The sequence below is a fragment of the Coleofasciculus chthonoplastes PCC 7420 genome, assembly GCF_000155555.1.
In the GTDB taxonomy this organism is placed as follows: Bacteria; Cyanobacteriota; Cyanobacteriia; order Cyanobacteriales; family Coleofasciculaceae; genus Coleofasciculus; species Coleofasciculus chthonoplastes_A.
The window spans coordinates 124,158-145,720 of record NZ_DS989862.1 but is presented as its reverse complement, the minus strand read 5'-3'; the positions used below and the strand labels follow the sequence as shown (position 1 = coordinate 145,720).

Here is a 21,563-nt window from a genome sequence, read left to right as displayed (position 1 = left end):
ACTAAACTATAAGGAAAGTATTACTAGAAAATATGCCCAAAATGTCCGGCTTTAGTTCGTTTGGCGATAATGTCTAGAATTGTTTCCAGGATTTCCTATTTTATTTAGGGAGTTTGTAAGTTTACACAAACTTAATGAACTATCGGCTGGGTACAGTGTCTCGATTGCATCCTCAAAAAGACGCCATTCCCAGCATCGCCATAAATGCCCAATAGGAAATCCAGCCACTGACTAAAACCATCACCGGAACCAATAACGCGGCTGTCTTTTCCGAGAAATTGGCGATTTGCGTGCAACCACTATACAGCGTCAGAATCGTGTAGCAGCTAGTGAATACGGTGATCATCACCATGAGTTGACTCGGCAAATTGGACGAAATCCCATTAGCGATCGCTAAAATAGTTAATGGCATCAATGTCGCCCCAGCCAGAAAACTATCCCCCGCCAAACTACCAGGATGACGCCGAATTAATCGGGCGATCGCACTCATCGCGGCTAGAATGATAAACGGCATCATACCCACACCGATTAACGGAACCAGGGAAACAAAAACTACATCCCGCCACCCTGCATAAATACCCCAGACAAAACAAGCATCAAAAATCACCGCCAACATGAATCCTACTACCATGGCGCGTTGAGCATCGAGACGGGCAAAACTGGGTAATAGTCCCCCCATGGGATTGAGTAAAAAGGACTTGATTGTAAATAGCGTGTCCCCCAATAACCCTTTGAGATAACGGATAGGATTTCGTTTCCGGGAAACTCCCCCTTTTCCGGGTGTCTGTTGCAGAGTTCGCAACGTTTCCTGAACTAACCGATATCCTGTTTTATCTCCTTGTTCACGTAACAATTGTGCCGCTTGGTGAAAATCCGCGATCGCGCTTTCAAATTCCTTCAAATCTTTATGGGCTAAACCGCGCTGATAGTAAGCTTTAGCATGAGTAGAATCATACGCGATCGCTTGAGTATAGGCATCAATCGCCGCCTGACTATATCCCAGTCGATAACGCGATCTCCCTTGGTAATAATAAGCTGGGGCAAACTGAGAATTAATCCTTAATGCCTGATTACAATCTTGTAGTGTTCTCCTAGCATTTCCTAGTTTATAATGCGCTGCGCCCCGTTCCACGTAGGCGTCTACAAAGTTAGGATTTAGGGAAATCGCTTGATTACAATCCTTAACCGCCCCCTGATAATTTTTAGCCAACGCCTTACTAACCGCCCGCCCATAGAAATCTTGAGCCGTCATTGACTCCGTTTTAGGCGGATTAGACTGAGGTTGAACCTCTTGGTTATACTGACGCCGCTTTACCTCATCCGACAGCACCTGATACGCCTCACAAATTACTCTAAATCGCTCCGTGGCGTCTGGATTATCAGGATGCAAATCTGGATGGTATTGACGCACGAGGCGACGATAAGCCTGTTTGATCTCCTGTTGGGTTGCGCCAGGAGAAATCTCCAGAATTTGATAGTAATTACGATAATCCTGCATCTGACTGGGTGGAAGCATACCATATTAATTCTGTCATACAATCGAGAATTTAATCAATCATTGAATTACTGCCCCAATCATTTATCCAATTCTATCTATTGCTTTCTAACCTACTAAGTAGGTTGGTGGAAATAAACTCAACCTTATGAAGTTATGTTAAAAAGCCTCAAACTCTTACAAAGGACGAATGACGAATGACGAATGACGATCCCTGCCGTTAACTTTAATTGTCCCCACCTACTTAGCTAGATTCAATCGGAAGTGTACTAGCCTTTAAAATTTCGTTAATTGGTTTAGCCAGATCGTTAATATAAGGTTGATCAAAAAGATGATGATGAGGTCCGGGTACTTGATAAATTTCTAAATTTTCTCCAGCCGCTTGTTTCAGTCGAGATAAATCTGCATTCTGCCATTCTAAGGAAAGGAGGAGATAAGTCTGCTCAGGATAAGGTTGGACTATATACTGCTTCCGAGAAACTAAATAGTCACTATAAAATTCTCCAAATTTGCTTTTTTGCTGTATCTGGCTTGAATTTTGCTGAGAAAATGATGAAAATTTTCTAAGAATATGCTTTTTAAATAAATTCTTGCTTTTGGCAAAAAGATAATTGACACCTAATAAACGGACAACTTCATATCGATGAGATAATTGAGGTTTGTATGATCGCAAAATTCCATCAATCAAGATAATAAATGCAACGTCTTGGTTTAATTTTCTCAACTGCCTCACAACTTCTAAAGTCAAATGAGCATCTCCACAAAAACAGATAAACTGATAAGGTGGTTTGAGAGTAGACTGACACAAATCTTGCACCATAGTTTCTGCTATTGCCGGAAGTTTATCCTGAGGTTCCAATAATGATATTTTTTGAATCATTTCCTGGGAAAATCTGAAGAGATTTAGGTTTACTAATGGATATTCTTCCCACAAATTGGCGGCTAAATTTCGCATTTGCCCCATTGAATTAATCGATATTAGAGGAGATATTTCCCTTTTACCTTGTGGTTGAATGATAGTTAAAGAAGATGAATTTTGTAGTGGAGACTGTTGAAGAACTTGGGCAAGTCCTCCGAGTGTAGGAAATTCAAAAATTGTGATCGGATATATTTTTTGACCAAATATATTTTCAATTTCTAAACATAAATTTGCGGCTAGAAATGAATTTCCACCTAGTTCAAAAAAATTATCTTCTGCTCGAACAGTTTTATTGTTGAGTAAAGCTTGCCAAATTTGCCTGAGTTGAAATAGGGTGGTATTCTCAGAGGCACTCAGAGTATCCGTATTGATAGATAGTTGAGAAGCAATAGGCTTTATGTCCAAAGGACTAGATGCTTTAACCGTCGATTCAAACCAATACCTCTGTTTTTCAAAAGGATAACTCGGTAATGAAGTTAACTGATAGGAATCGGCTCGATAAATTAAGTTCCAGTCAACTTTATATCCTTCTAACCATAGGCGTCCTAACTTGGTTAACATTTGCTGCCACAATGAACGATTTTCACCAATAACAGTAAAGATATTCTGAGATTCAGTAATAGCCAAGCTCTCCTGAATCGCCGATAAGGTATCAATTTTGCGCTGGCGTTTGTTTACTGTACCAGTTAGGACTACTGGGGTATTCCTATCTTGAATAAATTGTTCTAGATTATCTTGGAGTTGGTTGATGGAAGCAACGATGGTGAAGAGACGGTAGGAAAAATTTGATCGCGCAGTATTCGCACTGTAACAAAGATTACCTAAATCCACGTCTGGGTTTTGAGATAACCACACTAGGTAACCTTTGACAAGGGTGTGCAAGGCGGTTTCAGTTTGAGCAGACAGGGTGAGAAGATGAAACGGTGTAGTAACAGGATAGATTGTAGGCGTTGATGGTGCTTCTTCTAGCACTACATGAGCATTCGTCCCGCCAAAACCAAAAGCACTGACTCCCATCAGTAGGGGTTTTGTTGTCGGGGGTAATGACTCTAGGTGCTGTTGTACCTGTAGTCCTAAGGTTTCAAAATTAATGGCAGGATGAGGTTGCTGGAAATGAAGGGTGGGGAAAAGCTGACGATGCTGGAGGGAGAGAATCACTTTGATTAAACCCGCCATACCCGATACTGCTTCTGTATGTCCAATATTGGTTTTGACTGAACCAACCCGACAGGGATTATCTAGGGAACGCTGATTCCCCAAAACCTTACTAATAGCTTTGAGTTCCAACGCATCACCAATAGGAGTTCCAGTGGCGTGGGTTTCGATATAGGTAACTGTTGTCGGATCAACTTGAGCCTGTTGATAGGCTTGCTGGAGTAAATCCACTTGTGCTTGCAGGTTTGGTGCGGTTAAACCATTACTCCGTCCATCCTGATTTACACAGCTTCCCTTGATGATAGCGTAAATGCGATCGCGATCTGCCTGTGCCTGAGCTAGTGGTTTCAACACCACCATTCCCACCCCCTCACTCCTGACATAACCATCAGCACGAGCATCAAATACTTTGCAGCGATTATCCCCGGCAATTAAACCAGCCTTTTCAAATCTTCCTGTCGTATTTTCTACTAAGATCAGATTAACTCCCCCGACTAAAGCTAGGGTAGATTCTCCTGTCCAAAGACTTCGACAAGCTCGGTCTACTGCCACTAAAGCTGAAGAACAAGCGGTGTCAACAGACATACTGACTCCCCGAAAATCAAAGAAATAGGAAATCCGATTCGCCGCCATTCCTCGTTGGTTTCCCGTCGTTACATCCAGATGTTCAATTCCCTGATTATTGATTAATCGAGAGTAGTCATTACTGGCAATCCCCACAAAAACTCCTGTCCTGCTACCCGCCAACTCTTTAGGGACTTGACCAGCATCTTCTAAAGCATTCCATGTGGTTTCTAAGAGAAGACGGTGTTGAGGATCAATCATTGCCGCTTCCTGGGGAGAAATCTTGAAAAAATCAGCAGCAAATTGAGCGATATTTTCTAAAAATCCTCCCCAAATTGAGAAATCTGACTCACTGGAGTTTCGCGGTGATTGAGTGATTGCATCAATCCCGTGACTCACTAATTTATGAAGTTCTTGTGTGTTATCCGCTTTAGGAAAACGGCAGCTTAACCCAATAATTGCAATTGGTTCTTGACTCATATTAAATCTCTCTAAGGCTCTAAAGTAAAGTTTATCCGATTAACACTTCAGTGAATCAATAAATTAAGTTTCAAAGGTTACATATAAACTTTTTAGCCCTCGCAATGTGATACTTTCACGCCAGTCTAGCCTTTCCGTGTTGAGCTGAAGGTTCGGTAATCTTTGCACCATTGCATTAATTGCAATTTGTCCTTGGACTCTAGCTAGAAATGCACCCAAACAAAAGTGTATTCCTCCCCCAAAAGGCAAGCTATAGTTGCGGCGGTTAAAATCTAGTTGGTCAGGATTGGTAAACTGTTCTGGGTCGCGATTTGCAGCACCAATGCAGAGAATCACTTTATCCCCTGCTTGAATCATTTTCCCTCTCATTTCTACATCTTCTGTGGCTAAACGCGCAATCACTTGAACTGGACTATCGTAGCGGAGTAACTCTTCAACCACATTTTTAATCTGGTCTGGATTTTGTTTGAGTTCGGCTAGCTTCTCAGGATGCTTCAGGAGAGCAACAGTCGCATTTCCCACCAGGCTTTTCGTTGTTTCTTGTCCAACAATCAGTAACATGATACAAAAGCCAAGAATTTCTTCTTGAGTTAGACGGGTTCCTTCATCTCTAGCTGTAATTAAACGACTAATTAAACCATCATTCGGATATTTCTCTAAGTGGCTAATCTTTTCAGTCAGGTAGTCTCTGGCTTCTATTGCCATTTGATTTTGCTGTTGATAACCTTGTAAAGACATCGGTTGATCAAAAACAAAGAATAACTGATAAGACCAACGCACTAGCTTAGGATAGTCTTCTGGTGGGAGTCCCAAGATGCGAGTCACGGTCATCGCGGGTAGGGGACTGGCTAAATCTTTAATTACATCCATTTCTCCTGTGGCTTTTACTTTCGCCAGTAGGTCATTCGCCATTGTTTCTATCTCAGGTCGCATTCCTTCTACAGTGACAGGAGAAAAGTCTTTACTCACCAGACCTCGCAATCGTGTATGAAGGAGGCTCTAGGAAAAAAAGCCAGTTATGAATCGTTTGAGCTAGGGGGTCAAGATTGCCTTGCTTCAGGTAATGGCTTTTCTGGATTAGGCGTTCGGGTAAGTCATCGACACAGAAGCGAGTATCTTTTAGAATGGCTTCCACATCCTCATAGCGCGTAATCACCCAAGCATTCAGAAAACTGCGATGAATTGGGTCTTCTCGACGCAAATATTCGTAGGTGGGATAGGGATTTTGATGAAATTCTGGTTGGAAAGGGTTAAAGCGGATAGTTGTTGTCATTTCGGTTAGTTCCTACGCTCTAAATTCAGATTGAAGCTGCAACAAAAGCCTCACAATATTACTCTTAGGGTTTTCCCTCGGTCAGTAGTAGTGATTGGCAGACTTAAAAGTTAGTCAGAGATTTCTGTACTGAGATACTCCGTTAAAGATTCAATATTGGTATATTCCCAAAATAGTGTAGGTTCTAATTCACGCTCCAGCAAAACCTCCAATTCTCCAGTAATTTCTAGCGCAACTGAAGAATCTAAACCATACTGAGCAAAAGATTCTTCTGGATCAATTTCTTCGGGATCAATATTGAGAACCGTTGCCAGTCTACTAATCAGCCAATTTTCCAGGGTTTCTGGGGTCAGGGTTGAGGATGTAATATCTGGCATGGGTATTGAGGTTGGCGATAAATTAGCTTGTTGCCATTCGCCAACCACATCAAGGGTTTGCTGGAGAAATCTGTCTCGACAGGTGCGACGCTGAATTTTGCCACTAGATGTCTTAGGAATACTGGCAGTTTTGAGCAAAGCCACAGCATAAACGTCTAAATCATAGTCAGCCGCAACAACTTTACGAATTGCACCGACGACTTCATCCACATTCAACTTACGTAGATAACTACGTTCAACTTCTTGAGTAATGACTAATTTCTCCAAACCATTGACCTGAATACTGACAGCTGCACCAGCATCAGGACGTAACGCTGGGTGAGATTGAGAAACAGTATATTCAATATCTTGCGGGTAGTGGTTACGACCCCAGATAATAATCACATCTTTGATCCGTCCAGTGATAAATAACTCACCATCATGCCAAAAGCCTAAATCTCCAGTACGCAAAAATTGTCCTGGAGTTGTTTCCGGCACAGATGCGCCAAAGGTTTCCTCTGTAACTTCTACTTGCTGCCAGTACCCCTGCGCCACACTTGAACTAGAGACCCAAATTTCACCCACTTGATTCTCTGCACAGGGGGTAAGGGTTTCAGGATTAACAATGAGGACTTTCGTTTCTAGCCACGGATGTCCACAGCCAACCAGGTTTTTTACATTTTCGCTATTGGCTAAAGCTTGGACGACTTTATTTTGTTCTAAAGCTTGTGCGTCAACGGTAAGCACCGTTGGCTCATCTTGGAGGTTTCCACCACTAATCATCAGCGTAGATTCTGCCATCCCATAACAGGGATAGAAAAACTTAGACTGAAAGCCACAGGCGGAAAACTTAGAGGTGAATTGTGCTAAAGTTTCTGCACGAATCGGTTCGGCACCATTGTAGGCACTTAACCAACAACTGAGATCAAGTCCTTTTTGTTGTTCAGGGGTAATTTTATTGGCGCAGAGTTCATAGCCTAAGTTTGGACCCCCACTATGGGTAGCGCGATAGTGAGAAATGGCTTCAAGCCAGCAACCCGGATTTTGTAAAAAAGCCGTGGGTGGCATTAAAACCCCAAGGCAACCTGTATATAGAGGCTCGAGAATCCCATCAACCAGTCCCATATCATGATAGTGAGGCAACCAACTAACGGATACACTCTCTGGAGTCAGTTCAAAGGCTGCCTGAATCGTTTTAAGGTTATGGATTAAGTTAGCGTGACTCACCATCACGCCTTTGGGAATTCCAGTTGAACCAGAAGTATATTGTAAAAAGGCAAGGGTGTCAGGGGAAATTGTCGGAGGAGACCAGGTTCCTGGTTCTGGGACAGGGGTATCGGTAGTTATCCAGTTTAGTTGTTGTAGTTCTAGGATCGGGTTAACTTTATCTTTGAGCTTGGATAACAGAGATGTTGTGGTTAATGCTACCAGAGCTTGAGCATCTTGGGTAATGGCTTGAAGTCGATTGAGTGGACGGTTAGGACGGGGAGGATGAATCGGTACAGCGACAACACCAGCGTAGAGACAGGCAATGAAGGCAGTAACAAATTCTAAACCTGCTGGATAAATGAGTAAGGCTCTGTCCCCGGGTTGCGCTAGGGTTTGTAGATAAGTGGCAAGAGTTTGAGCCTGTTGGTCTAGTTCTTTGTAGGTTAAATGAGCCGTTTCTGTTGTGCCATTTCCGAGAAAGGTGTAGGCGCGTTGTTCCGGTTGTTGGCGCGATCGCGCTTTCAGGATGTCAACTAAACTATCTCCTTGACAATACATTGTATACATTAATACCTACAACTTATATCTAACTTGTCTAAATGAGTTCTTCATAATTAAGTAAGACAGATTTAATAATTATACTTTAATCAGAACAAACGAGGTTGGCAAGATGTAACAAAAATTCACCTTTATGCGTGAACCCCCAACTTCAGTGAAGCAAGTTGGGGGACTTCACCAGCCATTACTTTTCAGATTAACTCACCACCCCAGAATGACCCTGAATTTCACCAATCGGTTCAAAGCGTCCCTCTAAATATTTACTGAGAAACTCTTCGGCGATCGCGAAAAAGTGAAGCCGATTCTCTGGACGAGCAAATCCATGTCCTTCGTCGGTGTAAAGGGCGTATTCAACAGGTTTATCTGCCTTTTGCATCGCTTCAACAATTTGTTCACTTTCGGCTTGTTTTACCCGTGGATCATTTGCCCCTTGACCAATCAATAACGGTTTCTGAATCCGGTCAATAAAAAACAAAGGCGATCGCGCTTTGAGAAACTCCTCCTCTGTGTCTAAGTCCCCCAAGCGATGGGCAAACATGGCTTTCATTGGTGCCCAGTAGGGAGGGATACTTTGCATTAAGGTAACTAAGTTACTCGGACCAACAATATCCACACCTGCGGCAAATACTTCTGGGGTAAAGGCTAATCCCACCAATGTGGCATATCCACCATAGGACCCGCCCATAATTGCCACCTTATTCCGATCACCAATTCCTTGGTCTACAATCCAATTGACGGCATCAATTAAATCATCATGCATCTTTGCCGCCCATTCACGATTTCCGGCATTTAGGAACGCTTTCCCGTAACCTGTAGATCCTCGGAAATTGACTTGCAGCACCGCATAACCCCGGTTTGCCAACCATTGTACCGTTGGACTATAGCCCCACGTATCTCGCGCCCAGGGTCCACCATGAACCAAAAGCACCGTGGGTAAATTTTTCGCCTCAACGCCAACAGGCGTGGTGAGATAGCCGTGAATGGTTAAACCATCCCGCGCTGGGTAGGAAATGGGTTGCATTGATGCGAGTTGCAAGGTTTCCAATTCCGGTTGATTGCTAAACAGTAAGGAGTGGGTTTTAGCCTCCCGGTTATACACATAGTAATAAACTGGACCATCATCCGTCGCGTAAGCAACCAACCAAGTATCATCCGCTAACGTGCGATTGGTGATGGAAAATTCACCGCCTCGGATTTGCGCGATCGCCTTAAAATCATCAGCAATGCTGTCATCGAGAATTTGCCATTCCACTTTATCCTTATAAAAGGACACCGCCTGAATCCGGCGCTGAGTCGGATGGATAACCACACCACCGATATCATACTGTTCATCAGCCGCCATAACCGTTTCTTGGCGGGAGGCTAAATCTAAAGCAATTAACCGTTGGGCATTGGCATCATGTGATCCAGTAATATACAGGGTTTTGCCATCCTGAGAAAAGGTGACGGCTGATCCTTCATCATCGGGTCCCCAGTGGCGTAATAATTCAAAGGATTTATCGGGAGTCTCGCGGAATAACAGATCGGAACCCCCATCTGGCGTGGCTGCGATCGCTGCCCGAATCTGGAATTGAGCATCAGCCACCCAACTGACGATATTACCAGGGTTATCAGTCTCAAACTCCACTGCGCCATTATTCAGATTAACCCGATACACATCAAATTTTTGGCGATCGTTGAGATTCATTCCCACCAAGACTTGATCAGGAAACTCTGGATCAAGGTCAATCGGTTGGGCTTTCACGCCTTGGAAGGGGGTTAAATCGCGCACTAACTTGGATTGGACATTCACCAAATAGAGGTGAAAGTTTTCGTCGCCGTCTGAGTCTTGCAGATAAATAAGCTGGTTAGGATTGTATGTCCAGACATAAAGGCGAATCCCCCGCTTTTGATCCGCCGTTAGCTGTTGATCATCATCTTCTCCCACGGTTCGTAACCAGACTTGCAACACATTCTTCTCATCTGGGGCGATATAAGCCAAATACTTCCCATCGGGGGATAGCTGCGGGCGAGTGCGATCGGGGTTTCCGAATAGGGTTTCGCGGGGAATTAAGGGAGGTAGTGCTTGGGATACTGGAGAAGTTGTTGCCGTTGCCATTTTAGTTTACGGATTCAATTGCTGTGATTGTCTTAGAGATACTGTAACGAATCTGGCTTGTTAGAAGCTACTCAGGGGTAAGCCCAATTATCGAGCGGTACAGCTAACATGATGGGATGGGGTGTCGGTTGGCTTGACGCTGGAAATCCAACCAGGTTTTAGGCGAAAGCCCTAATTACGAACCCAATTTAATGCATCAATTTTGTCATGCATTTAAATTGGGTATTAGTAGTGAGCAAGATGCAAAGCCTGCGGCATGGCTTCGCTAAACGCACTACCTACAAATATTTCGCCGTTATTGACATTAAGGTTTAAATGCCGAACAGGTTATACAATTCTAAATTATTTAATGGGACTCCATTAGGGGGGTCACGCAGGTTTATTCCACTTCAACTTTTTTAAGCGCTGCTTTCGCCGCACGCTTTTCCGCATCTTGTTTACGACGCCCAGTTCCGACACCGTAAACTTTTCCTTTTACGCGCACTTCAGCCGTGAATTCCTTGGCATGATCGAGTCCAGACTCATCGATAATAGAATATGTGGGGTTTTCGACAAAATTAGCTAGCGCCCATTGCTGAAATCGACCTTTGGGATCTACTAAGTTTTTGGGTTCGGTATCGGACTGTTGAACCGCTATACTATCAGCCACACGACTGAAAAGTGGGTAAATAAATTGACGAACGGCATCAATCCCCGATTCTATATAATATGCCGCCATATAAGCTTCCAAGGTATCACTGAGTAAAGCGGGATTTTGCCGACCCCCTTCTTTATCTGCACCTTTACCCAATCGCATCAAGTCACCGATACCGAGTTGGCTGGCAAATTTAGCCAGTTGTTTCTCATCGACTAAATTAGCACGCAAACGGGTTAGGTGAGCTTCACTTACATCCGGGTAACGTTTATAGAGGAGTTCACCGACGACAAAACCTAATACAGCATCACCCAGGAATTCTAAGCGTTCGTTATGTTCACCAGCTTTTGGATGTTCGTTGACGTAGGAACGGTGAGTGAGGGCGCTGAGTCGGAGCGTTTCATTTTTGATAGTTGGAAGTTGATTCATTTCTAACGTACTCGTTGTGGGAAAGGTTACTGGCATAGAAATTTGATGTTCAAAATTAATCAGGTGAAAGGGTTGGAATTTTCACGGTATGTGATGCCTCTGTAGGGGCGGGTTTCACTACTATCTTTTCGGGTTGCACCCAGATGTGACTAAACCCGCCCAGACGCGCCATGGCGCGTCTCTACAATAGTTTCTAGACTTCCCGTGAAAAGCTAGGTGAAATGGTTTGATATAAATAAACGCGATTAGCGTGAATTTAAATCACCTCAGTTATACTACGTAACCGAGATGATTTAAGTTTATTTACATCTAGGCAAAGAATATTTAGACAAGTAATCGATTTCTCTCGCTCAAAAAGAATTCTGGCTCTTTACCTGTCGTTTTGGCGTAGACTATCCCCTCGGAAATAGCTGCATTAACAAACTTACTCAATTTCGAGAACGTTGTGCCATCAGATTTACAAACTAATGGGAATTTACTACACTTAGGAAAATGTGGATTATGACGCATCAGTTTGCCAATCTGGGAAAGGGATGTACGTTGACCCTGATTTAATGCTGTTTGGATTGCGTTTCTCAAACAATCGATAGCCTCCTCGTAAATAAGCTGAGCTTTAACGGCAGTAGTCTGAGGGTTAGTTTTAACTTGAACTAACTTAGGCAATTGGTCTACAAAATAGAAGTCATCTTGAACAAGATCCTTTAGCTTTTGTTTCACATTGCCGAGCTGGGCAAAGATTATCACCTTTTTGTCCAAGCTTTGCAGATTGCGAACCAATGGGCAAAAATCTCCATCTCCTGACACAAGAATAATTATGTCTGGAGAACGATCACTGTGTATATCTTTAAGACAATGCGCTATTAATTGATGATCGGCGCTGTCCTTGAGAGGACAAGGAACATCACGACAGTCAAATCCAAGACGGGATAGAGGTTTTTTGGCTTGAGCTTGGTTTTGACATTGTGAATTATAGTAGACATTTTGGGCAAGCAAGTGTCCTTGTGTTTGAGCAAAGGACAGCAACAAATGAGCTGACTTTTGAATTGAGACGTTCTGAAGATCCCAATACAGATTAACCAAGGGTTGACACCGATTTGTTTTTACTTGTGAGTGTAGATTCATTTTTTCTATCCTATTAATTTTTAACAGGACAGCATTGGTAAATCACACATCTAGAGGTAACAGAGATGGTTCAAGAGATTTCCATAAAATCTCCATATACTTATCTGCAACTACCCTAACTCATGGTGAAGTTGTTAGATTAAAGTCTCAGATTCAGGATACAAGCTTTACAGCCACTCTAAAGTTGTAAACCTTGTATCCTAAAGCTGAGACCGCAACCAACATCTTGCACATTAGCTGGCGAGATATTAATGCTGTCTAATGAAACCATAACCTATCCCAGACTAAATGTCAATCATTTTTTACTTGACTATGCCACAATCTCAGCAAATTATTGGCTGTGGCTAGTTGGTTCCTTTTTCGTAACAAGGGGTGGGGTTGTCTAATTATTCGCGATCGCTCCAGTTTCAACTATACTGCCCAGATATCCCAGAAGCACTTGGCGGATCGGTAAAATGTTTTTGTACTCCTGCATCTCAACTGGCATGTGTTGAATTATCTCCGCTAGACTATCCGCCATCTGGGGATTATCTTCAAGCACTCGCAAAGGATGTACATAGGTACGCACGGTAAACAGAATGTCACCACTGGTTGCTAACCGTCTTAATGTCTGACGTTCAATTCTCAGAAACATCTTATCCCCAGCATTTTGGCAATTTATCGTTGTCTCCCAACCTGGTTTTGCGTTCTCTGGGGGAAAGAATAGTTCGGGAGACTCGACAATACTCCAGTTTAATCGCCAAACGGGATGATTAGATTTGAGGCGATTAAACACACTATCCACAGGATGCGCCAGCTTTTCAGAATATCCCGGAACCGGGGAGTGGATTTGAGTCAGGGGACATCCCAACTTTTCTCGCAGTCGCCAACGCAAGGGAAAGCAGAGGGAGGCGGCGACTAAACGATACCCTTGACGCGATCGCTCCATCAATAATAAATCCTCTTGTACCAGACGCCCAGCTAAATCCAGGGGGGCTGACTCGAAATCCGAAATATGCCAAACTTGATGGGTTGCGATCGCCTCAATCCTTTGATCGTGGCGTCGATAATGCTGGGGAAAGCGTTTCAGCAGATGATCCAGCAGTAACTCTAGCACCTCTTTCTGACTGGCTGCGGTTCCGGGGAGACTGGCAAATACCTCTGAATGTCGAGTCTTGAGCAGAGTATCCTTTTGTGACAAATACTTGACAAACTGGTCATCAATTTCAATCCAATCTTGGGGATCAAGAGCTTTGAGACTCATTCTCATTTGCCATTTTCCCTCAGCAAAGGTAGATATAGATGAATACTTTACAATACATAAATACACGACGAATACATGAATGCATGATTTCAAAAGCGTTCCCCTACGCCCAAATGCACCTGAGAATCCCCCTGATCATTTAAGCCAAAATCAACCTGTACTGGACCAAAAGGCGATCGCACTCTCACCCCAACCCCATAACCCAATCCACTCCCTGGCTTATCCCGCACCTCTCCCGGTTCCCCAGTAACGGTATCCCCTGAGCCTAAATCTGTGGCATAATCCGCAAATATCCGACCCCCCAACCAAGTAAGGGAGTTGCGTAAAAATAAAGTACCAGTTAGGAAAGCTGTATTAATCAATTTAGTCAAGCTTGATTGGTATATTATTAAGCCGCAAGTCCCTAAACACCGGAAACCGATATTCCGCCGTGGCTTGCAGGTAAGACCGACCTGCACCCACTTCCCCACTCTGATAGCCGCGTACCGAACTCCCCCCGCCGAGGCTAAAGGCTTCATAAGCCGGTAAATCGCCAATCACGGTTCCTCCCTGAAGATTAAACACCAAGGTTTGATCGCCAGAGGTGAACCCAAATAACTCCATCGGCACATACTGGGTATAACTTCCACTCACCCGGTTAAAAATAATATCGGCTTCACCCACAGGAACTGACTGATCCATCCCGACTCTGACATTAGATCCTTGGCTGGGATAATCGGTATCATCGCGATTATCTTGCACCGCCGATAGATTCACCGTCAATAAATCATCTTGACCGCGATCGCTTAAACTCAACGGATTGCCAAATTCATCCACAGGCTGCACCTGATCGGTAAACGCCTGATCCCGGATCGACACGCGCTGATAAGATACTCCTACCCCAGCCTGCCAATTCCCTCCCAGAGGACGAAACAGTTCCCCACTTCCCCCCAAACGATGCACCCACGGCGTTTCCCCATTCGGCAAATCCACCTCGCGATCGCCGCCAATAAACACTTCCGAGGGAGAACGCTGATTAAACACTGCCAAACTGTACCCTGTCCGCAACGGATCACCCGCAATCCACGGATCAGTAAAACTCACCTCAAATCCTAGGGTATCTTCGCCTGCTTCCAGTTCTAGCGCCAAGTTCTGATTATTTCCGCCCAGATTCTCCTCCTCTAACCGCAACACCCCATAAATCCCCTTTGCCCGACTTGAACTGGGAAAAGCCGTGACATTAAAGGATGAATCCTCAACCACATTCACAATCATGACAATTTGATTAGGTTGATTGGTCTGTTGGAGACTGAGGGTAGCATCCTCGACACTATCTAACTCCGTTACTCGTTCTAACCCTTGCTGGGCGACCTCTGGGCGATACACGTCTCCGGGTTGCAGGTCAAATTCTCGCGTAATGATATAAGGACGAGTGTTTCCGGGAGTGGGTTGACCGTCTTCATCGACAAAGCGAACTTGGATATCCGCGATCGCAATAGATCTCCTGGAAGGAATAGGATTACGCCTTGGTGATTGAGGAAGTTGAGGCACATCGGGGAGATCATTCTGCTTCTGGAAGGGTTGCGATCGCCTCTGGCGGTACGTGGGGTTTAATCGCGCTTCGATTGGCATCCCCTGATTATCCACAAACGAACCATACTCAACGGGCGAAACTGCCTCTATTTCCTGTCCCCGAATCGATGCAGCCGCCAATAATTCTGCACCTACCCCAGCCAATACTAGGGGAAGAATAAACCACTTGCGCCACCGTTGGTAGAACCCCATCAGCCACCTTACCCGCTACGTGCCAGTTCCGCTTTTACAAACGATGTTATCAGTATATTTCCCATCAGGGAAGGTAGAGATATTCCGCCGGAATATCTCTACAATAATGTTACGCTCTGTTGAAATTCCTAGAAATTCCCAAAACCCGGACAAAGCACATTCAAAAGTTCAGGCGGAATCTCCTCATAATGTTCCAGCACATTAAAGCCTGTTCGCGTTCAGTGATGGGACGGGGTGTCATTGGCTTTCCTCCCAAGGTTCCAGGTCATCTTCCCAAGCCGTATCAGCTACCGTCCACCGGGAACTGGGGGAACATTTGTCCAGCCAAATCAGATAACACCATGTCCAACCACAGTGATGAGACGCAAAGCCGTAGAATCTGCCGATCGCAGTTCCCCAGTCTGGAGATGTTGGCGGATGGGGGAGTTTCGGGTTGAGGCTGTCTGCGCGATCGCGAATCCATTGCAGCTTGTCCCCATAGATGAATCTCGGCGGTTTGACGTGAGGGAAGTTGGTGGGGAGTTCAACAGCTGAGAATCGCTTGTGACTAAAGCTGATGGGTAAGTCGCAGCAGCCATAACCCATAGTTTTAAGGTAGCCGGATACAATTTTGCTATTGAGAGTCGCGGTTAACTCGCGGATCAGGATCGCGGCGAGGCTTTCGAGTTCCGACTGGCTTACATTCATCCCGGCTGCATCAAACTCAGTGTTACAGAGGGTTTGCAGGCGAGAGAGGAGGGAGGCGATCGCAAAATCATCCAAGGCTTGCTGATAGCCCCTTTGGTCAGTGGATGGGCGAATTAAGCCGCGATCGCACGTACTTTTTGAGAAATTTGGCATAGGATTGAAATTGCTCCTATTGATGGGAGTCAATGCCAGACTCGGTGCCGTCCAAAGCTGTGGAGCTGGCATTGTTTTCATTTTAATACGTATATTCTAAATGCCTTTCAAGCAATACACCAGTTAATACGTATTAAAAATGTTGAAACAAAATACCCCACAACCGAAAAAGTCCAGATGTTAGCATGACGTGCAGAATATGCGCGTGAACTAACAGTAGATATGCCTAAAAGGAAAAAACGAATGCGGGGGGAACCCGTTGATCAGGATGAACTCAAGCAAAGACTTAATCTAACAGTTACACCTACAGGGGCGCGTGGACTAGAAGAAATCGCGCAGGAATTGGGGCTAAAATCTAAAAGTGAGTTAGTGGATCAAATTGGGCGTAGACGGCTAATCGTTTCTCCAAATCCAGCAGTTGACCAAGATACAGAGGAGTGAGATTAATCTCTATTCTGGGTTTTCCTGTTCTCAGAAAAGATATAGATCAAAAAAAGCGAGATGCTTTGGTAAAATAATAGGTTTGTCTCAACCTTAGAATCAGAGACAGCAACGCCATTACCGCGAGGAGACTAGGTGAGTCGAGAACAACTAACCAACGATATCTGGCGTGCTTGTGACATCTTGCGCCGCGACAATAACTGTGGCGGTGTGATGGAGTATGTGGAACATCTGTCCTGGTTACTGTTCTTGAAATTCCTGGATGGACAGGAAGATGCCTTTGAACAGGAAGCCAAGTCAGCGAACCGTAAGTACACACGGGTTATCAGTAGACAGTATCGCTGGTCTAACTGGGTGACAAAGGCTTTGGGGAAAAAAGGCGGGAAAAAGGGACGCCGTACTATTCCGGCGTGGGATGATCATCAGTTGATGGAGTTTGTCCGAGGTGAACTCATTCCTCACTTAGCATCCTTGTCGGGTTCACCGGAACGGGAAGTGATTGCTGGGATATTCCGCGATCGCAACGTGATTATCTGCGACTCACCCGATAACCTCAAAGATGTACTAAAGATTGTTGATCAGATTGACTTGACCAATCCTGACGATATCTACACCGTCTCTCACATCTACGAAGACTTACTCAAACGCCTCGGTAGTGAGAATAAGATGGCTGGAGAGTTTTACACTCCGCGTTCAGTGATTCGTTTTATGGTAGAGGTCATTGATCCTCAAATTGGCGAGACAGTTTACGATCCCGCCTGTGGAACCTGCGGATTTTTACTGGAGGCTTTCTTACATACGCAGAAGCAGGAGAAAACAGCCAAAGACCGAGAAATTCTCCAGCGCCATACCTTTGTCGGACAGGAGAAAAAGCCATTACCCGCCTTGCTTGGCACAATGAACATGGTGCTTCATGGCGTTTTAGTTCCAGATATAAGACGACGTAACACTCTTGCAGAAGATATCCGGGATGGGTCAGGACTCTTTGATGAGACGTTTGATGTGATCTTGACAAATCCACCCTTTGGTGGAAAGGAAAATGCTCGGATTCAGAAGAATTTCCCCGTCAAAGCCAACGCGACTGAACTGTTATTTCTGCAACACGTTATGAAAAAGCTCAAACCCAAGCAGGGGGCGCGTTGTGGGATAGTCGTACCTGAAGGAACGCTTTTTCGGGGTGGAGCTTTTGCTACTGTGAAGAAAGAACTGCTTCATGATTTTAATCTATTTATGGTCGTGAGTTTACCCCCTGGCACGTTTGCTCCCTATTCCGATGTTAAAGCCGCATTGCTTTTTTTTGAGAGAGGGGAACAACAAAAGGAGGTACTTTATCAAGAGATAGCCTTACCTGATGACCTTAAGAAGTTCAGTAAGGTTAACTCAATTTCCGATGAGCATTTTGCGGAAGCACGTCAGGTTTGGCAACAGATGAAAGATTACCATCTAGGGAAAGCTAATCGACCAACTATGACGGCAAATAGCTGGCTTGAAGATGTTAAAGGTTTAGTAAAAAATGAATATGATTTTACCGCTAAAAATTCGATCTATTTAAAAAAAGAAAAGTTGCCGCATCCGTCGGAAATTACAGCTATATTATTAAAAGATCAACGTGAACTACAGATTAGATTAGAAAGGCTACATAAAATGCTAAACGATAGGATAAAATCTGATGATTAGTGTCAACCAGAAAATAGATAATGATTTTATTAAACTATGGCAATGGAAAAAGCTATCAGAACTTGCTAACACAACAAGCGGAGGTACACCTAGAAGAAACCATTTAGAATATTTTCAAGGAAATATTAATTGGTTTAAGTCAGGTGAATTAAAAGATGCAGAAATATTTGATAGCGAAGAAAAAATCACCGTGGAAGCTATAAAGGAATCAAATGCAAAAATTTTTCCAAAAGGTACTCTTTTGATAGCTATGTATGGTGCTACAGTTGGTAAGTTAGGACTTTTAGGCGTAGAGGCTGCTACCAACCAAGCTATTTGTGCTATTTTTCCAAAAAAACAGTTTGGTTTACCCTTGCTAAACAATTGGTTCTTATTTTATTACTTTAAATACATTCGTCATCAACTGATCAATCGTAGTTTTGGTGCAGCTCAACCCAACATAAGCCAAACGTTAATTAAAGAGACTTACATACCAATTCCATTTCCTAAAGATATTATTCTCTCTCTTGATGTTCAGAATCGCATTGTATCTCGCATCGAATCATTACTAGGTGAATTGAAAGGCGATCACCAGCTTCTGGACAAAATGCGTCGGGATACTAGCCGAGTCATGGAAGCAACACTAACGGAACTAATAAATGAAATAGATAAAAAATATCCTGATTCTCCAACTATAGGTGAACTTTTATCCAGTAAGTATATCAAAATACTAGGAGGGGGAACGCCATCAACAGAAAACGAAGAATATTGGGGCGGGTCTATTCCATGGACATCTCCAAGAGACATGAAGCGTTGGTATATTGACACTACACAAAAGTACATATCACAGACTGCTCTGCAAGACAAGAAATTAAATATTGTTCCTGAAGGTTCAGTGTTAATAGTTGTTAGGGGAATGATTTTAGCTCACACCTTACCAGTAGGAGTTACTAAAAATGAAGTGACAATCAATCAAGACATGAAAGCTCTCGTGCCAGAGAAAAATCTCCTGTCGGAGTATCTAGGATACATCCTTCGCGCTCGTGCGCCATTCATACTTCAGCAAGTAGAAACAGCAGCTCATGGAACGAGGAGATTAAAAACTGACACTCTAAAAAAAGTGGTTATTCCTATCGTCTCAATAAGTGAACAGAGAAGTATTATTGAATATCTTAATTTTTTTCAGACGAAAGTCCACGAAATGAAAAATATAATGCAACAAGATGCACAACTACTTGAACGATTAGAACAGTCAATCCTAGAGAAAGCGTTTCAGGGACAGCTATAGATTATGACAAGCGTCAACGAAAAGCTTAATCAAGTTTGGTCGGAATTACGAAAAACTGGAATCACCGACGATTTAACAGTTATTGAATACCTTGCCAGATTACTACTAGAAGAAAGTGGTGCAATAGTAGCTGTCGCTGATCACTCACAAATCCCAAGTATTGTACCTAACGAGACAGAAGATTTTGTATCAGAAAAAGGCATCCCGAAAAGACTACCTAGAGACTTAAACGTAAATATAGAAGCGATTAAACAGTATCTCCGTCAAGCAGCAGAACAAGCAGGAGACATGGCAACACTATTTGACCGTTATGTTCTCTTTCGCTTACCTTCCATGCTTCCAGGGGGACGCTATCCGACTCCTAGACATATTGTCAAGTTTATGCAGCGTCTTGCCCAACTTGAACCCAATAACCATAGTGTGGCAGACTTGGCTTGTGGCAGTGGTGGCTTTTTACTTGATCGCGAGATAACTAATCCTAGCAGTAGTGAAGTAACAATCGGTATTGATATTTCTCCGGAATGGAAACGACTTGCCTGGGCTAATACTAGATTACATCATTTTACTCCACGTTTGATCAATGGAAATGCACTTCAGGTTTGCGGTTCAGAAGAATTTACTAAAAAAACTTTTGACCGCATACTCATCAATCCGCCTTTCGGTGAAAAGATTGATGAAAAATTAGCAGAAAATACTCTGGGGTATAAAGTTAGTAGCCGCAGCGAAACCGCGCTGACTGCACTTGCCCTCCAAAAACTCGCACCCGCAGGAAAAGCAGCCATCTTAGTTCCTTCAGGTCTGCTATTTAGTAACAATACAAGTGAGAGAAAATTACGAAGACAGCTAATCTTTGACTATAAACTTGAAGCTGTCATCTCCTTACCCAAAGACGCTTTACAACCCTACAGTCCGTTACAAACTCACCTGCTGCTTGTGAGTAAACCCGATAATTTCGCCCAACCCTCAAAAAATGGAGAGAATCTAATCTGGTTTTGGCAGCTTGAACAGGACGGCTATCCTAGTGGTCGAGGTCGTGACTTAACTCAAGATCCCGATGAATCAGCAAGTGACTTACCCTTTGTCACCAGAGTTCTCACCAATCCGAATTCCCCTCTTTTATTTCCCCAACAAAATCCTCGAATAGCCATCAGCAGAATAGTTGAAGGTACTTCACTACTGGGCTTTGTTTGCCAAGCGACCTCGACAGAATTGACCTCGGTTACGTTTTATCCACAACCGAATGAAACCACCTCTGCATTCCTGTTAACTAAGACTGCACCCCTAGGTAAACAGCGCATCTGCGATCGCATTCCCTTGGATGGTAGCGAACCCTCACAGGTTGAAAATCCACAGCAGCTAATTAAAGAGCTATACGGAAAGAAAGACCCCGATCCTAAACGCCTATTCTCTCAACCTGTAAAAGCAGCAGCAATCTCAGTTTTACCGGAAAGCCAAGCCTTAGGAAGCAATAGAGTCAAACTCCTTGGTGTAGCGGTGCGGTGCGACACGATTCAAGCGCCAACCTACGATTTACGCCCAGAACGTTATGTTGAAAAGCAAGAGGAACCGCGTTCGACTGATTCTCCGGCTGAACTCCTCAGCCAAATTTATCAAAACCAGAGAAAGCTGTCTCAGCACATTGAGAACCTATTTGGTCGCTTAGAACTCCCTGCGATCGCCAATCAACAACTTCCTTCTCCATTGGCAAATATAGCATCCCTGGGAATTCTCGAAAAACTGAATCCAGAACAGAAGACCATTTGGGAGCGAATTCAGGCAAAAATAGAAAAAATTGATAGCCGTGATCAAGATAACCCACAAACCGCAGTACACTTTACCTTAGAGGAGTTGCTCCAAGAGGATGACAGCGAGATATCAGAAATGACTCGCTCAACTGTCGATCTTCTGGAACGCCTGGGAGTAATTGTCCCAGTGACGATTACAACTCCTAGCACCGATGAGTCAATTCAGTGCTATCGTCGTGTTACAGAGCGAGACTTGTGGCAGTTCGACTGAAGCGAATCAGAATCAGAGGGGGA

Annotated in this window: 16 protein-coding genes; 4 read left to right on the top strand and 12 right to left on the bottom strand. The window is 43.9% G+C overall.

Going from position 1 to position 21,563, the window contains the following annotated elements; translation table 11 throughout:
- Nucleotides 1–172 precede the first annotated feature (172 nt).
- From MC7420_RS26030 to MC7420_RS40425, 12 genes are all read right to left on the bottom strand, one after another.
- Nucleotides 173–1,516 (bottom strand): DnaJ domain-containing protein, encoded by a 1,344-nt coding sequence (locus MC7420_RS26030; RefSeq protein ID WP_006104119.1) that lies wholly within the window; start codon nt 1,514–1,516, stop codon nt 173–175.
- A 223-nt stretch (nt 1,517–1,739) separates the two neighbouring features.
- Nucleotides 1,740–4,613 (bottom strand): type I polyketide synthase, encoded by a 2,874-nt coding sequence (locus MC7420_RS36315; RefSeq protein ID WP_006104113.1) that lies wholly within the window; start codon nt 4,611–4,613, stop codon nt 1,740–1,742.
- A gap of 63 nt (nt 4,614–4,676) precedes the next feature.
- Nucleotides 4,677–5,582 carry a cytochrome P450 gene (locus MC7420_RS26020; protein WP_198016559.1) on the bottom strand — a complete coding sequence of 302 codons (906 nt, stop codon included), beginning with the start codon at nt 5,580–5,582 and terminating at the stop codon, nt 4,677–4,679.
- The gene (locus MC7420_RS41860) at nt 5,575–5,886 is read right to left on the bottom strand and encodes a hypothetical protein (RefSeq protein ID WP_006104110.1); all 312 of its coding nucleotides are present in this window, start codon (nt 5,884–5,886) and stop codon (nt 5,575–5,577) included. The genes MC7420_RS26020 and MC7420_RS41860 overlap by 8 nt, the downstream gene beginning before the upstream one ends.
- A 110-nt stretch (nt 5,887–5,996) precedes the next feature.
- A complete protein-coding gene (locus MC7420_RS26015; RefSeq protein WP_044209762.1) occupies nt 5,997–8,018 on the bottom strand; it encodes an AMP-binding protein in 2,022 nt (673 codons plus the stop codon).
- A gap of 187 nt (nt 8,019–8,205) precedes the next feature.
- Nucleotides 8,206–10,107 carry a S9 family peptidase gene (locus MC7420_RS26010; protein ID WP_006104159.1) on the bottom strand — a complete coding sequence of 634 codons (1,902 nt, stop codon included), beginning with the start codon at nt 10,105–10,107 and terminating at the stop codon, nt 8,206–8,208.
- Between the two features lie 379 nt (nt 10,108–10,486).
- A complete protein-coding gene (gene rnc, locus MC7420_RS26005; RefSeq protein ID WP_044209805.1) occupies nt 10,487–11,170 on the bottom strand; it encodes a ribonuclease III in 684 nt (227 codons plus the stop codon).
- Between the two features lie 324 nt (nt 11,171–11,494).
- A complete protein-coding gene (locus MC7420_RS26000) occupies nt 11,495–12,250 on the bottom strand; it encodes an NYN domain-containing protein (protein ID WP_198016558.1) in 756 nt (251 codons plus the stop codon).
- A gap of 424 nt (nt 12,251–12,674) precedes the next feature.
- Nucleotides 12,675–13,535 (bottom strand): heme-dependent oxidative N-demethylase family protein, encoded by an 861-nt coding sequence (locus tag MC7420_RS25995; protein WP_006104205.1) that lies wholly within the window; start codon nt 13,533–13,535, stop codon nt 12,675–12,677.
- 89 nt (nt 13,536–13,624) lie between these two features.
- The gene (locus MC7420_RS43515; protein WP_269546329.1) at nt 13,625–13,906 is read right to left on the bottom strand and encodes a BamA/TamA family outer membrane protein; all 282 of its coding nucleotides are present in this window, start codon (nt 13,904–13,906) and stop codon (nt 13,625–13,627) included.
- The gene (locus MC7420_RS43510) at nt 13,899–15,299 is read right to left on the bottom strand and encodes a BamA/TamA family outer membrane protein (protein WP_006104178.1); all 1,401 of its coding nucleotides are present in this window, start codon (nt 15,297–15,299) and stop codon (nt 13,899–13,901) included. The genes MC7420_RS43515 and MC7420_RS43510 overlap by 8 nt, the downstream gene beginning before the upstream one ends.
- A gap of 237 nt (nt 15,300–15,536) precedes the next feature.
- Nucleotides 15,537–16,139 (bottom strand): hypothetical protein, encoded by a 603-nt coding sequence (locus MC7420_RS40425; protein WP_006104094.1) that lies wholly within the window; start codon nt 16,137–16,139, stop codon nt 15,537–15,539.
- Nucleotides 16,140–16,382: 243 nt separating this feature from the next.
- Here MC7420_RS40425 and MC7420_RS25980 point away from each other — a divergent pair, with 243 nt between their 5' ends.
- The 4 genes from MC7420_RS25980 to MC7420_RS25965 all read left to right on the top strand — a co-directional run bounded on the left by MC7420_RS25980 (nt 16,383) and on the right by MC7420_RS25965 (nt 21,540).
- Nucleotides 16,383–16,580 (top strand): hypothetical protein, encoded by a 198-nt coding sequence (locus MC7420_RS25980; protein ID WP_006104114.1) that lies wholly within the window; start codon nt 16,383–16,385, stop codon nt 16,578–16,580.
- Between the two features lie 135 nt (nt 16,581–16,715).
- Entirely contained in the window at nt 16,716–18,257 is a 1,542-nt protein-coding gene (locus tag MC7420_RS25975) for a type I restriction-modification system subunit M (RefSeq protein WP_006104149.1), read from the top strand.
- Nucleotides 18,250–19,524 (top strand): restriction endonuclease subunit S, encoded by a 1,275-nt coding sequence (locus tag MC7420_RS35680; protein WP_006104130.1) that lies wholly within the window; start codon nt 18,250–18,252, stop codon nt 19,522–19,524. The genes MC7420_RS25975 and MC7420_RS35680 overlap by 8 nt, the downstream gene beginning before the upstream one ends.
- Before the next feature lie 3 nt (nt 19,525–19,527).
- Complete coding sequence (locus MC7420_RS25965) at nt 19,528–21,540, top strand: HsdM family class I SAM-dependent methyltransferase (RefSeq protein ID WP_006104126.1); 2,013 nt, start codon at nt 19,528–19,530, stop codon at nt 21,538–21,540.
- Nucleotides 21,541–21,563 lie beyond the last annotated feature (23 nt).